This is a genomic window from Lentzea atacamensis, from assembly GCF_003269295.1.
GTDB lineage: Bacteria > Actinomycetota > Actinomycetes > Mycobacteriales > Pseudonocardiaceae > Lentzea > Lentzea atacamensis.
This window is the reverse complement of sequence record NZ_QLTT01000006.1, coordinates 94,290-107,460: the sequence shown is the minus strand read 5'-3', so window position 1 is coordinate 107,460 and position 13,171 is coordinate 94,290. Positions and strand designations below refer to the sequence as shown.

Sequence of the window (13,171 nt, the reverse complement as noted above, 5' to 3'; positions counted from 1 at the left end):
ACAACGGCCATACGGGGGGTGTGGGACCCTGGGCAACGTGAATCGCGCCCCCGAGCGAGGACCTTCTGCTCCGCCCTCTGACCGCTACCGTCGTGGCGCGCGCCGGACCAGCGCGGAGCCGCTCGCGGCAGCCTGGGAGCCGGAGGGCACCGCGCAGCACAGACGGCCCCGCAAGCGCGGGGCCAAGAAGCTCGTCGCCAACTACGGATGGCGGATCTACGCCATCCCGGTGCTGCTCGTGCTGACGGCGCTGGTCGTGCTCGACACGGTGCAGCCGAAGTCGCCCGCGGCTGGTGGCAGTGCGGGCAACCCCACCGACGTGGTCACCACCACACCGGAGCCGCCCGCGTCCGAGGTGCAGGCGCCGAAGCCGAAGCTCGACGTGCCCACCGCCGAACTGCCCGCGGGGCCCGCGTTCTCGGAGGACGGCGTCGGCACGTTCAAAGCCGTCCCCGGCAGCGGCGCGAGGGTCGGCGAGGCGAACGCGCAGAAGTTCCGCAAGTACGCGATCGCCATCGAGGACGGCGTGAAGCCCGCCGACTACAACGACGACGCGGCCGCGTTCGGGCGCACGATCGACGGCTTCCTGTCCGACCCCCGCGGCTGGATCGGCACGAAGCAAGTGGCCTTCCAGCGGGTCGAGGCGAACCAGAACCCGGACTTCACCATCATCCTGGCCAGCACGAAGACCTCGCACACGATCTGCGGCAAGGAGATCCCGTTCGAGACCTCCTGCTGGGACTTCCCCACCAAGCGGGTGATCATCAACGTCGCCCGCTGGGTGCGCGGCGCGATGGTCTACGGGCCCGACCTCTCCGGCTACCGGACCTACGTGATCAACCACGAGGTCGGCCACGCGCTGGGCAACAACCACGCGGCGTGCCCGGAGAACGGTGCTCCCGCGCCCGTGATGATGCAGCAGACGTTCGGCGTCGCGAACAACTTCGTCTCCCAGCTCAACGCCGGGCAGGACGTGGTTCCCGCCGACGGCAAGGTCTGCACGCCGAACCCGTTTCCCGCTGGCTGAGACGGCTTTCCAACGAGGAAGAGTCCAGGCAGGGTAGATGTTGTCTCGGATACAGAGGCATGCAGTCCGTCGAGGAGGAGCAAATGGCGCTTCCGCCGCTCGTTGAGCCAGCCGCGGAGCTGACCAAGGAAGAAGTCGCGCGGTACAGCCGGCACCTGATCATCCCGGATGTCGGGGTGGACGGGCAGAAGAGGCTGAAGAACGCGAAGGTCCTCGTCGTCGGCGCGGGCGGCCTGGGCAGCCCGGCACTGCTGTACCTGGCCGCGGCCGGGGTCGGCACGCTCGGCGTCGTCGACTTCGACGTCGTGGACGAGTCGAACCTGCAGCGTCAGGTGATCCACGGCCAGTCCGACGTCGGCCGCCCGAAGGCCGAGTCCGCGCGCGACTCCGTCGCCGAGATCAACCCGTTCGTCAAGGTCGTGCTGCACCAGACGCATCTCAACTCCGAGAACGCGCTGGACATCTTCCGCGACTACGACCTGATCCTCGACGGCACCGACAACTTCGCCACGCGGTACCTGGTGAACGACGCCGCGGTGCTGCTGGGCAAGCCGTACGTCTGGGGTTCGATCTTCCGGTTCGAGGGCCAGGTCAGCGTCTTCTGGGAGGACGCGCCGAACGGCCAGGGCCTGAACTACCGCGACCTCTACCCGGAGCCGCCGCCTCCCGGCATGGTCCCCTCCTGCGCGGAGGGCGGCGTGCTGGGCGTGCTGTGCGCGTCCATCGGGTCGATCATGGTCACCGAGGCGATCAAGCTGCTCACCGGCATCGGTGACCCGCTGCTGGGCCGCCTGATGGTCTACGACGCGCTGGAGATGACCTACCGGACGATCAAGATCCGCAAGGACCCGGAGTCGCCGAAGATCACCGAGCTGATCGACTACGAGGCGTTCTGCGGTGTCGTGTCCACGGACGCGCAGCAGGCGGCCGCGGGCAACACGATCACGCCGCTCGAGCTCAAGCACAAGCAGGAGTCCGGCGAGGACTTCCTGCTGGTGGACGTCCGCGAGCCGCACGAGTACGAGATCGTGAAGATCCCGGGCTCGGTGCTGATCCCGAAGGACCGGATCCTGTCCGGCGAGGCGTTCTCCGAGCTGCCGCAGGACAAGCCGCTGGTGCTGCACTGCAAGTCCGGTGCTCGTTCGGCGGAGGCGCTCGCGGCGCTGCACAAGGCGGGCTTCAAGGACGCCGTGCACGTCGGTGGTGGCGTGCTGGCCTGGGCTCGCGAAGTCGACCCGTCGCTGCCCACGTACTGATGGCTTGATGGCGTCTGCAAGTACCACCAACGGCCCAGTTGGTGGTACTTGCAGACGCTCCAACCACTGGGCCAAGTGGGTGGTGGCGCGAATCACGGCGTGTCGCGTTCCGCCAACCGGGTGGTCTGAGCAGGTAGCGTGCCCGACCGTGACCCGCACCCCCGAACCGCCCCCAGCGCACGTGCGTGCGGCGTTCGGGGCACGTGACGCCGAGCCGGAGCTCATCGACGGCGGCCCCGCCTGGCGCTGCGGCGACGCCACGATCCGTCCGGCGCCCAAGCCGGCGGAGGCGACCTGGATCGCCAAGACCCTCGACGGCTTGGACGTGCCGAACCTGCGCATCGGCAGACCGTTGAGATCCACCGACGGTCGTTATGTCGTCGGCGGCTGGTCCGCCACCAAGTTCCTCGCCGGTCGGGCCGAGGCACGTCACGACGAGGTCATCGCCGTCGCCCAGCGCCTGCACCAGGCCACGGCCGAGCTGCCCAAGCCCCGCTTCCTGGAAGCACGGACCGACGTGTTCGCCGTCGCCGACCGCCTGGCGTGGGGCGAGGAGGACGTGCCGCTCGAGGCCAACCTCGGCGGCAGGCTGTTCGAGCTGCTCAAGGAAACGCAGAAGCCGCTCAACCTCAGGTCCCAGGTCGTGCACGGCGACCTCTTCGGCAACGTGCTGTTCGCCGGCAACGCCCCGCCCGCCGTCATCGACTTCACCGCGTACTGGCGGCCCGCCGAGTGGGCCGCCGCCGTGGTCGCCGTGGACGCCGTCGCGTGGGGTGGCGCGGACCACGGCCTGTTCAAGCGGTGGAGCCACCTGAGCGAGTGGACGCAGGTGCTGGTGCGCGCGACCCTGTTCCGGCTCGCCGTGCACGCGCTGCACCCGTTGTCAACATCACAGTCCTTTGCGGGCTTGGAACGAGCTGCTCACCAGGTCACCGCACTGCTGTGAGCGGGCCAATTTCCAGGTTCGAAACATTGCGGAGCATCGGGTTAACAGGGGCTTCTTAGCGTCAGCGGGGTGACCCATTGCCCCTACTGCGCGCTGCAGTGCTCCATGAGCGTCATCGACGGCCAGGTGGCCCCTGGTCCCGGTGGGCTGTGCCAGAAGGGCTGGACGGCGGGGGAGTTGCTGCGCCATCCAGGCCGCCTCACCACACCGCTGATTCACGGCGAGCCCGCCTCGTGGGACGAGGCCCTGGACTTCGTCGCGTCCCGGATCAAGGAGTTCGAGCCGGACGAGGTCGCTGTGTTCGGCGGCGGCGGTCTGACCAACGAGAAGGCGTACCTGCTCGGCAAGTTCGCGCGGGTCGCGCTGAAGACCTCGCAGATCGACTACAACGGCCGGTTCTGCATGTCGTCGGCCGCCGCGGCGGGCAACAAGGCGTTCGGGCTGGACCGCGGCATGCCGTTCCCGCTGACCGATCTGCGGTCCGCCGACACGGTGCTGCTGGCCGGGTCCAACCCGGCCGAGACGATGCCGCCGTTCCTGCGCCACCTCGAGGGCGCGCGGCTGATCGTCATCGACCCGCGCCGCACCCCGACCGCCGAGCGCGCGACGTTGCACCTGCAGCCCGCGCCGGGCACGGATCTGGCGCTGGCGCTGGGACTGCTGCACACCGCGGTCATCGAGGGCGTGCTCGACAAGGAGTACATCTCTTCTCGCACCAGCGGTTTCGACGAGGCCTGGCGCATCGCCGCACAGTGGTGGCCGGAGCACACCGAGCGCGTCACGGGTGTCTCCGCCGCTGACCAGCGCGCCGCCGTGCACATGCTGGCCGGGCGGTCGTACATCCTGACCGGCCGCGGCACCGAGCAGCACGCGTCCGGCACCGACAACGTCTCCGCGTGGATCAACCTGGCGCTGGCCCTGGGTCTGCCCGGCCGGGTGGGTTCCGGTTACGGCTGCCTGACCGGGCAGGGCAACGGCCAGGGCGGCCGCGAGCACGGGCAGAAGGCCGACCAGCTGCCCGGTTACCGCAAGCTCGACGACCCCGAGGCGCGCCGCTACATCATGGACGTCTGGGGTGTCGACTGGCTGCCGGGGCCGGGGCGCAGCGCGTACGAGCTGCTCAACGCCGACGACCTCAAGGCGATGCTGGTGTTCGGCAGCAACCCCGTGGTGTCGGCGCCGCGCGCGTCCGGCGTCGCCGATCGTCTTCGCGCACTGGACCTGCTGGTGGTGGCGGACTTCGTGATGTCGGAGACCGCCGCGATGGCCGACGTCGTGTTCCCGGTCACGCAGTGGGCGGAGGAAGACGGCACGATGACCAACCTCGAAGGCCGGATCATCAGGCGCCGCAAGGCACTCGACCCGCCTGCCGGGGTGCGCAGCGACCTGCACCTCATCCACGGACTGGCCGCGCGCCTCGGCTGCGCGGAGAAGTTCCTGACCGAGCCGAAGGAAGTCTTCGAGGAGCTGCGCAGGGCGTCCGCCGGCGGTCCCGCCGACTACTCCGGCGTCACCTACGAGCGGCTCGACGCCGAGCAGCTGCACTGGCCGGTGCCGTCCGTCGAACATCCCGGCACGCCAAGGCTCTTCCTCGACCGGTTCGCGCATCCGGACGGTCTCGCGCGGTTCATCCCGGTCGACCACAGGGGTCCGGCGGAACCGCCGGACGACGAGTTCCCGTTGCAGGCCACCACCGGGCGGGTCCTGCAGCACTACCAGTCGGGTGCGCAGACGCGGCGGATCGGCGAGCTGATGAAGGCGGTTCCCGAGATGTACGTGGAAATGCACCCGGACACGGCTTCGCGCGCCGGCCTCGCCTCCGGTGAGCCCGCGCACGTCGTGTCCAGGCGGGGAACGGTGACGGCGACCGTGCGGTGCGTGGCGAGCATGCGCGCCGACGCGGTGTTCCTGCCGTTCCACTTCCCCGGTGACGGGCGGGCGAACCTGCTCACCAACCCCGCGCTCGATCCCACGAGCCGGATGCCCGAGTTCAAGGTCTGCGCGGTGCGATTGGAGCGGGCATGCGACGAATCGTGATCGTTGGCTACGGAATGGCAGGCGCGCGGCTCGCGGACGAGCTGCGGCGTCGTGACCAGGACATCTCCATCACCATCATCGGCGCGGAGCCGCACGCCGCGTACAACCGCGTGCTGCTCTCGACCGTGGTCGCCGGGACCATGACACCGGAGTCGACCAGGCTGCACGACGACAGGTGGGCGGACGAGCACGACATCGACCTGCGGCTGGGGCAGGAGGTGCTGGAGATCGACCGCGCCTCGCGGACGGTGACTCTGGCCGAGGCCGAGCCCATTCCCTACGACGCCCTCGTTCTGGCCACCGGCAGCACCCCCTGGGTTCCTCCGGCAGAAGGTCTCGTCGAGGACGGCAAGCTCGCGTCCGGTGTCGTGGCGTTCCGCACTCTCGACGACTGCGCCGAGATCGAGGCGAAGGCCCAGAAGGGCATGCCCGTCGTCGTCCTCGGCGGCGGTCTGCTGGGCATCGAAGCCGCTCGTGGCCTGGCCGGACGCGGCTGCCTCGTCACCGTCGTCCACCCGGTCGGCCACCTCATGGAACGCCAGCTCGACCCCGGTGCGGGCGGTGTGCTCGCCAGGACGCTGGGCCAGCTCGGCATCGAGTTCCGCCTCAACGCGCTCGCCGCCAAGTACCTTCCCGGCGACGGGTTGGTCCTCGACGACGGCAGCCACGTTCCCGCGGAGCTCGTCGTCGTTTCCGCCGGTGTCCGCGCCGAAACCTCGTTGGCCGTCAAGGCGGGCCTGGAGGTCGACCGCGGCATCGTCGTCGACGACGTGTTGCGCACCAACGACGCGCGCATCCACGCGATCGGCGACTGCGCCCAGCACCCCGGCACGGTCTCCGGCCTCGTGCAACCGGCCTGGGACCAGGCAGCGGTGCTCGCGGATCGCCTGACGGGCGCCAATCCGGCCGCGCGCTACCGCGGCACTTCCGTTGTGACGCGGTTGAAAGCACGTGACGTGGATCTCGCCGCACTGGGCGATGTGCACACCGACGTGGACTGTCCGGACTCGGAAGTCCTGTGCTTCCAGGAACCATCCCGCGGTCGTTACGCGAAGCTCGTCCTGCGGGACGACCGGGTGGCGGGCGCGATCGTCCTGGGCGCACCGGATGCGGCCGCCACGATCACCCAGCTCTACGACCGCGGCATCCCCGCGCCGACGGACCGGCTGGCGTTGTTGCTGGGACGTGCGCTGCCCGCGGAGGCGGCGAGCCCGGCGGACCTGCCGTCCAGCGCGGTGATCTGCCGTTGCAACACCGTCTCCAAGGGACAGATCGTGTCGGCCTGGCGTGCGGGCGCGGAGACGTTGCCACAGCTCGCCGAAGCGACACGGGCGACCACGGGCTGTGGTGGTTGCAAGGACGCTGTGTGCGGGTTGCTCGACTGGCTCGGGGCCTCACAACCGGCCTCGGCGTGATGTGCGGCGGAGTTGCCTTCGCCGTCATCGGCCAGAACCCCTTGGTAATGCGGGTTTCTTAGCTTTTTCGGCAGTCGCCGAACCCCTGGAGGACATTCATGCGGAGCTGGATCGAGCACTGGGAACCCGAGAACGCCGAGTTCTGGGAGTCGAAGGGCAAGCGGATCGCCCGCAAGAACCTGGCGTTGTCCATCTTCGCGGAGAACCTCGGGTTCAGCGTCTGGGTGCTGATGAGCATCGTCGTGGTGAGCCTCGGCTCGGTGGGCTTCAACTTCAGCGTCGGCCAGCAGTTCTGGCTGCTGATCGTGCCCAACCTGGTGGGTGCGATCCTGCGGGTGCCCTACACGTTCGCGGTGCCGCGCTTCGGCGGGCGGCTGTGGACGACGATCAGCGCCGGGTTGCTGCTGATCCCGTGCACGATGCTGGCCTACGCGGTGACCACGCCCGGCACGCCGTACTGGTTCTTCCTGCTCACCTCGGCCGCGATGGGTCTTGGTGGCGGCAACTTCTCGTCGTCGATGGCGAACATCTCGTTCTTCTACCCGGAGGGCAAGAAGGGCCTGGCGCTCGGCATGAACGCCGCCGGTGGCAACCTCGGCGTCGCCATCACGCAGCTCATCGTGCCGGTCATCATCACCATCGGCACCGGGATCAACCTCGCCTACGCGGCGCTGATCTGGATGCCGTTCATCGTCCTCGCGACCGCCTTCGCGTGGTTCTTCATGGACAGCCTCACCCAGGCCAAGCCGGACGGGCAGTCGTACAAGCTGGCGATGTCGAACAAGCACACGTGGGTGATGTCGTTCCTGTACATCGGCACGTTCGGCTCGTTCATCGGGTACTCGTTCGCGTTCCCGTCGCTGATCAAGATCAGCTTCGTGGACTACAAGGGCTGGGTGGCGCTCGCGTTCCTCGGCGCGCTGATCGGCTCGATCGCCCGTCCGGCCGGCGGGTGGCTGGCGGACCGGATCGGTGGCGCCAAGGTCACGCTCGCCACGTTCATCGGGCTCGGTGTGGGCACGATCGGCGTCATGACCAGCGTGGACATGAAGAGTTTCCCGCTGTTCTTCACCTCGTTCATCGCGCTGTTCATCCTGGCGGGCGTCGGCAACGGCTCGACGTACCGGATGATCCCGGCGATCTTCAAGACGCAGGCGGACGACGACAAGTCGGCCAAGCGCCAGGCCGCCGCCGTCGTCGGCATCGCGGGCGCGATCGGTGCGGCCGGTGGTGTGCTGGTGAACCTCGTCTTCAAGTTCTCGCTCGAGGGTTCGAAGACGCTGACGCCCGCGCTGACCGCCATTCTCGTCTTCTACGCGCTGTGCCTCGGCACGACGTGGTGGTTCTACTTGAGGCGCAACGTGTTCGCGACGCGGCCGTCGCTCGCCTACGCCGGCGTGTGACGCACATCGCGCTGATCTGCGGAGAGAGTTTCCTTTAACACCCGCGAAATGTTGCGGACCTTGGGATGACACGCCGCCCGGTGAGCATACCGGTCGGAAGGAGGGATGCCCGATGACTCAGACCCTGGTCGTGATCGGTAACGGCATGGTCGGCCACCGGCTCGTTGAGATCCTCCGCGACTCGTCCTGGCGGATCGTGGTGTTCGGCGAGGAATCGCGCCCTGCCTATGACCGAGTCGCGCTGTCGTCCTATGTGGACACGTGGAACTCCGCCGATCTGGAGCTGACGCCGCTGTCCGGCTGCGAGCTCCGCCTCGGTGAGAAGGCCGTCTCGGTCGACCGGGAGCGCCGCGTGGTGACGGGCGCTTCCGGTGTCGAGGTGCAGTACGACGCGCTGGTGCTGGCCACCGGCTCGGTGCCGTTCGTTCCGCCGGTGCCCGGTCGTGATCTGCCCGGTTGCCACGTCTACCGGACGATCGACGACCTGGACGACATCCGGGCGACCGTCCAGGCCGCTGACCGGCCCGGACGGCACTCCGGCATGGTGCTCGGCGGTGGCCTGCTCGGGCTGGAGGCGGCCAACGCGCTGCGCGGCATGGGCGTCTCGCCGCACGTAGTGGAGCTGGCGCCGCGGTTGATGCCGATCCAGGTCGACGAGGGCGGTGCCGGGCTGCTGAAGCGGCTGGTCGAGAAGCTCGACCTGACCGTGCACACCGGTACCTCGGCCTCGTCCATCGAACGCGACGGCTCGCGGTTGATCGCCAAGCTGGCCAGCGGGGTCGAGCTCGACCTCGACGTGGTGGTGTTCAGTGCCGGCATCCGGCCGCGCACCGACCTCGACCTGGGCCTCGAGCTGGGGCCGCGCGGCGGCTACCTGGTCGACGCCGCCTGCCGCACCGCTGACCCGCACGTGTTCGCGATCGGTGAGTGCGCTGCCGTCGAGGGCGTGGCGTACGGACTTGTGGCTCCTGGCTACGCGATGGCCGAGGTCGTCGCCGACCAGCTGCACGGCGGCGCGAAGACGTTCCCCGGTGCGGACCTCTCCACCAAGCTGAAGCTGCTCGGTGTGGACGTGGCGTCGTTCGGTGACGCGCACGCGCAGACCGAGGGTGCGCTGGAAGTCGTCGTCAACAACGCGGTCGCCGGGACCTACAGCAAGCTCGTCGTGTCGGACGACGCCAAGACGTTGCTGGGCGGCGTTCTCGTCGGCGACGCTTCCGCCTACCCGTCGCTGCGGCCGTTGGTGGGCAAGGAAGTTCCGGCGGCGTTGCTGCAGCCGGGCGGGGCCGTCGACGTCGAGATGCCCGCGGACGCGCAGGTCTGCTCGTGCCACGCGGTGACCAAGCAGACGATCACCGACGCGATCCAGTCCGGTGTCGCGTGCGACGTGGCCGAGCTCAAGGCGTGCACCAAGGCAGGTACGGGCTGCGGCTCGTGCGTGCCGATGCTGAAGAAGCTGCTGACCGACTGCGGTGTCGAGCAGTCCAAGGCGTTGTGCGAGCACTTCACGTACTCGCGGGCGGAGCTCTTCGAGATCGTCCGGGCGACTCGCGTCACGACGTTCACGGCGCTGGTCGAGAAGCACGGCACCGGTCGTGGCTGCGACATCTGCAAGCCCGCCGTGGCGTCGATCCTCGCGTCGCTGAACAACGGGCACATCCTGGGCGAGGCACAGGCCCCGTTGCAGGACACCAACGACAGGTTCCTGGCGAACCTGCAGCGCAACGGCACGTACTCGGTCGTGCCGCGCATCCCCGGCGGCGAGATCACGCCGGAGAAGCTGATCGTCATCGGCGAGGTGGCCCGTGACTTCGGCCTCTACACCAAGATCACCGGTGGCCAGCGCATCGACCTGTTCGGCGCGACCGTCGACCAGCTGCCGGAGATCTGGCGTCGCCTGGTGGACGCGGGCTTCGAGTCGGGCCACGCGTACGGCAAGGCGTTGCGCACCGTGAAGTCCTGCGTCGGCACGACCTGGTGCCGCTACGGCGTCCAGGACTCCGTCGGTCTCGCCATCGAGCTGGAGCTGCGCTACCGCGGCCTGCGTTCGCCGCACAAGCTCAAGTCGGCCGTCTCCGGTTGTGCGCGTGAGTGCGCGGAGGCACGCGGCAAGGACTTCGGCGTCATCGCCACCGAGAACGGCTGGAACCTCTACGTCGGCGGCAACGGCGGCTTCACGCCTCGCCACGCCGACCTGCTCGTGTCCGATGTGGACACCGAGACGCTGATCAAGGTGATCGACCGGTTCCTGATGTTCTACATCCGCACCGCCGACCGCCTGCAGCGCACCTCGGCGTGGCTGGAAGGGCTCGACGGCGGGCTCGACCACCTGCGCGAGGTCATCGTCGACGACAAGCTCGGCATCTGCGACGAGCTGGAAGCCGCGATGGCCGCGCACGTCCACGACTACGCCGACGAGTGGCGAGGTGTGCTGGAGGACCCGGAGAAGCTCGCGCGGTTCACGTCGTTCGTGAACGCGCCCGGCACACCCGACCCCACGATCTCGTTCCGCGCTGAGCGCGGTCAGCGCGTCCCCGTCCAGCTCGGAATTCCGGAGGTCGTCAGGTGACCGTTGTCTGTGACTTCAACGTTCTGCGTCCCGAGACCGGTGTGGCCGCTCTGCTGCCCGACGGATCGCAGGTGGCGGTGTTCCTGACCGCCGACGGTTCCTTGCACGCGTTGGACAACATCGACCCGTTCAGCGGCGCCGCGGTGCTCTCCCGCGGCATCGTGGGCGACCGCGGCGGCGTCCCCGTCGTGGTGTCGCCGGTCTACAAGCAGGCCTTCGAGCTGGCGACCGGAAAGTGCCTCGACGAGCCCGCCGTCTCTGTCGCGGTGCACCCGGTGCGAGTGCGTGACGGCGTCGTGGAGCTGACATGAACGCGCCGCTGGCGGGCTTCACCATCGGGGTAACCGCTGCCCGCCGCGCCGACGAGCTCATCGCGCTGCTGGAACGCAAGGGCGCGTCCGTCGTGCACGGGCCCGCCTTGCGGATAGTGCCTCTGCCGGACGACACCACCCTGCACGCCGCGACGCGGGAACTGGTGTCGTCACCGGTCGACGTCGTCGTCGCCACCACCGCGATCGGGTTCCGCGGGTGGTTCGAAGCCGCCGAGGGGTGGGGACTGGCCAGTCGACTGCACCGCGCTCTGGAAGGCGCCGTGGTGCTGCCACGGGGCCCGAAGGCCAAGGGTGCGGTGCGGGCGGCCGGCCTGGTCGAGACCTGGTCCCCCACGTCGGAGTCGAACGCCGAGCTGCTGCAGTACCTGCTGCGGCTGGGCGTGTCCGGCAAGCGGGTCGCCATCCAGCTGCACGGCGAGCCCTTGCCCGACTTCGTGAACACGCTGCGGGCCGCCGGTGCCGAGGTCGTCGAGATCCCGGTCTACCGGTGGGAGCCGCCCGCCGACATGGGACCGTTGCAGCGGTTGATCGAGGCGGTGCTGGCCGGACAGGTCGATGCGCTGACGTTCACCAGCGCGCCTGCCGCGGCTTCGGTGTTGCGCACTGCCGGGCCGCGGTACGCGGATCTGGTTTCCGCGTTGCGCCGGGACGTGCTCGTGGTCGGCGTCGGCGCCATCACCGCCGGCCCGTTGGTGGCCGCCGGGATTCCGGTGGTGCAGCCGGCTCGCTCCCGGATCGGTTCGATGGTTCGCGAGCTGGCCGTCGAGTTGCCGTCGCGTGCCACTCGGTTGCGGATCGCGTCCCGTGACATGGAGATGCGGGCGCAGGCGGTGGTGATCGACGGGGAGCTTCGGCCGGTGGCGCCGGCTCCGATGGCCGTGTTGCGGACGCTCGTGGCTGCTCGGGGCAGGGTGGTCTCCCGGCAGGACCTGTTGGCCGCCTTGCCTTCTGGCGGTGAGGAGCACGCGGTCGAGACGGCGATCGGGCGGTTGCGGACGGCGCTGGGGTCGCCGCAGATGGTGTGCACGGTCGTGAAGCGTGGTTACCGGCTAGCGATGGAGCCCGCATGAAGCTTGTTCTTGCCTTCCACGGCACTCGTGATCCGCGAGGCGCCGTGGTGTGCGAAGAGATCGCGGATCTGGTGCGGCCGCAGGTTGATGTGCCCGTGGAGGTCGCATACGCCGATGTCCGTCAGCCCGATGTCCGGTCGGTTGTGGACGGCCCGGCTGTGGTGGTTCCCGCGTTTCTGGCTGCCGGGTACCACGTCCGGGTCGACATCCCCGAACAGATCGGGAACCGGCCGGACGTGGTGCTGACCTCGCCGCTCGGCGTGGACGCGGTGCCGGCGGTGCGGGACCGGTTGCGGGAAGCAGGTTTCCGCCGCGGCGACGCATTGGTGCTCGCCGCGGCGGGTTCGTCGGACGCTCGGGCGCTGGCGGACGTTCGTCGGGCTGCGGCTCTGCTCGGCGCTTCCGCTGTCGGGTACGTGGCTACCGCGACGCCCCGCGTGCCCGACGTCGTTGCCGGGCTGCGGGGGCGCCGCGTGGCCGTTGCCTCGTGGCTTCTGGCACCAGGGACGTTCCACGGGTCGCTCGCCGACTGCGGCGCGGACGTCGTGTCCGAACCGATCGGGGCGCATCCTCTTGTGGTCGATGTGTTGTTGCGCAAGTACTACGCGGCTCGGGCGGTGTTGCTGCAATCAGCATGAGGCTTGGGTGAACCGGCCTCAATGGAACTGTTCCACCGGGTGGTTTGACAGGGTTTGAGGCTTGGTGGGGACCGGGCGTGCGGGCCCGCGGGTGCGTACGCGCTCACGCGGCGGTCCCGTCCGGCTCAGCTTCGCCATCACGGTTGAAGGGCGCCTCGCCTACCAGAGGCCGGGTGCTTCCTCCTTGCGCGCGTCCTCCCACCGGTACTCGCGCAGGTTGACCTTGCCGTCCAGGTTCGGCACGCCCTCCTCGTGCAGCATCTGCAGCTGCGTCTCACGGAGGTGCGGCGCACAGGTGCCGTCCGCCTTCAGGACGCGTTGCCACGGCAGGTCGTGCCCGTCCTCGTTGAGGATGCGGCCGACCAGTCGTGGCGACGGCGCCTTGGCGAGATCTGCGATGTCGCCGTAGGTGGCGACGCGTCCGCGGGGGATGGCCTTGATGATGTCGCGGACTCGCTCGTGGATCTCTTCGTCCATC

General features: G+C 69.2%; 11 protein-coding genes. 10 read left to right on the top strand and 1 reads right to left on the bottom strand.

The features are described 5' to 3' along the window. The first annotated feature begins 37 nt into the window (after positions 1-37). The 10 genes from C8D87_RS26100 to C8D87_RS26055 all read left to right on the top strand — a co-directional run bounded on the left by C8D87_RS26100 (position 38) and on the right by C8D87_RS26055 (position 12,693). On the top strand, positions 38-1,027 hold the full coding sequence (locus C8D87_RS26100; protein WP_233439219.1) for a DUF3152 domain-containing protein: 990 nt from the start codon (positions 38-40) through the stop codon (positions 1,025-1,027). An 83-nt stretch (positions 1,028-1,110) separates the two neighbouring features. Beyond that, the gene (gene moeZ / locus C8D87_RS26095; protein ID WP_109633261.1) at positions 1,111-2,283 is read left to right on the top strand and encodes an adenylyltransferase/sulfurtransferase MoeZ; all 1,173 of its coding nucleotides are present in this window, start codon (positions 1,111-1,113) and stop codon (positions 2,281-2,283) included. Between the two features lie 148 nt (positions 2,284-2,431). Continuing rightward, entirely contained in the window at positions 2,432-3,229 is a 798-nt protein-coding gene (locus tag C8D87_RS26090; RefSeq protein WP_233442293.1) for a TIGR02569 family protein, read from the top strand. Positions 3,230-3,334: 105 nt separating this feature from the next. Continuing rightward, positions 3,335-5,266: a molybdopterin oxidoreductase family protein gene (locus C8D87_RS26085; protein WP_109632553.1), complete on the top strand. Its 1,932-nt coding sequence runs from the start codon at positions 3,335-3,337 to the stop codon at positions 5,264-5,266. Next, positions 5,251-6,681, top strand: a complete 1,431-nt coding sequence (locus C8D87_RS26080; protein WP_112228766.1) for an FAD-dependent oxidoreductase — start codon at positions 5,251-5,253, stop codon at positions 6,679-6,681. The genes C8D87_RS26085 and C8D87_RS26080 overlap by 16 nt, the downstream gene beginning before the upstream one ends. A 98-nt stretch (positions 6,682-6,779) precedes the next feature. After that, a complete protein-coding gene (locus C8D87_RS26075) occupies positions 6,780-8,084 on the top strand; it encodes an MFS transporter (protein ID WP_109632557.1) in 1,305 nt (434 codons plus the stop codon). Positions 8,085-8,196: 112 nt separating this feature from the next. After that, positions 8,197-10,653 carry a nitrite reductase large subunit NirB gene (gene nirB / locus C8D87_RS26070; RefSeq protein ID WP_112228765.1) on the top strand — a complete coding sequence of 819 codons (2,457 nt, stop codon included), beginning with the start codon at positions 8,197-8,199 and terminating at the stop codon, positions 10,651-10,653. Further along, entirely contained in the window at positions 10,650-10,964 is a 315-nt protein-coding gene (nirD, locus tag C8D87_RS26065) for a nitrite reductase small subunit NirD (protein ID WP_109632561.1), read from the top strand. The genes nirB and nirD overlap by 4 nt, the downstream gene beginning before the upstream one ends. Beyond that, entirely contained in the window at positions 10,961-12,055 is a 1,095-nt protein-coding gene (locus tag C8D87_RS26060; RefSeq protein WP_112228764.1) for a uroporphyrinogen-III synthase, read from the top strand. Before nirD ends, C8D87_RS26060 begins: the two co-directional genes overlap by 4 nt. Beyond that, positions 12,052-12,693, top strand: coding sequence for a sirohydrochlorin chelatase (locus C8D87_RS26055; RefSeq protein WP_109632566.1), 642 nt, complete (start codon positions 12,052-12,054; stop codon positions 12,691-12,693). Before C8D87_RS26060 ends, C8D87_RS26055 begins: the two co-directional genes overlap by 4 nt. Before the next feature lie 159 nt (positions 12,694-12,852). On the opposite strand, the gene C8D87_RS26050 is transcribed toward C8D87_RS26055, so the two are convergent. Beyond that, the gene (locus tag C8D87_RS26050) at positions 12,853-13,170 is read right to left on the bottom strand and encodes an MGMT family protein (RefSeq protein ID WP_109632568.1); all 318 of its coding nucleotides are present in this window, start codon (positions 13,168-13,170) and stop codon (positions 12,853-12,855) included. Between the last annotated feature and the right edge of the window lies 1 nt (position 13,171).

What these genes read in the sequence shown, in the direction of transcription:
- moeZ (WP_109633261.1), top strand. Translation starts at nt 1,111, where the DNA reads ATGGCGCTTCCGCCGCTCGTTGAGCCAGCCGCGGAGCTGACCAAGGAA.
- C8D87_RS26085 (WP_109632553.1), top strand. Translation starts at nt 3,335, where the DNA reads ATGAGCGTCATCGACGGCCAGGTGGCCCCTGGTCCCGGTGGGCTGTGC.
- C8D87_RS26080 (WP_112228766.1), top strand. Translation starts at nt 5,251, where the DNA reads ATGCGACGAATCGTGATCGTTGGCTACGGAATGGCAGGCGCGCGGCTC.
- C8D87_RS26075 (WP_109632557.1), top strand. Translation starts at nt 6,780, where the DNA reads ATGCGGAGCTGGATCGAGCACTGGGAACCCGAGAACGCCGAGTTCTGG.
- nirB (WP_112228765.1), top strand. Translation starts at nt 8,197, where the DNA reads ATGACTCAGACCCTGGTCGTGATCGGTAACGGCATGGTCGGCCACCGG.
- C8D87_RS26060 (WP_112228764.1), top strand. Translation starts at nt 10,961, where the DNA reads ATGAACGCGCCGCTGGCGGGCTTCACCATCGGGGTAACCGCTGCCCGC.
- C8D87_RS26055 (WP_109632566.1), top strand. Translation starts at nt 12,052, where the DNA reads ATGAAGCTTGTTCTTGCCTTCCACGGCACTCGTGATCCGCGAGGCGCC.
- C8D87_RS26050 (WP_109632568.1), bottom strand. Translation starts at nt 13,170, where the DNA reads ATGGACGAAGAGATCCACGAGCGAGTCCGCGACATCATCAAGGCCATC.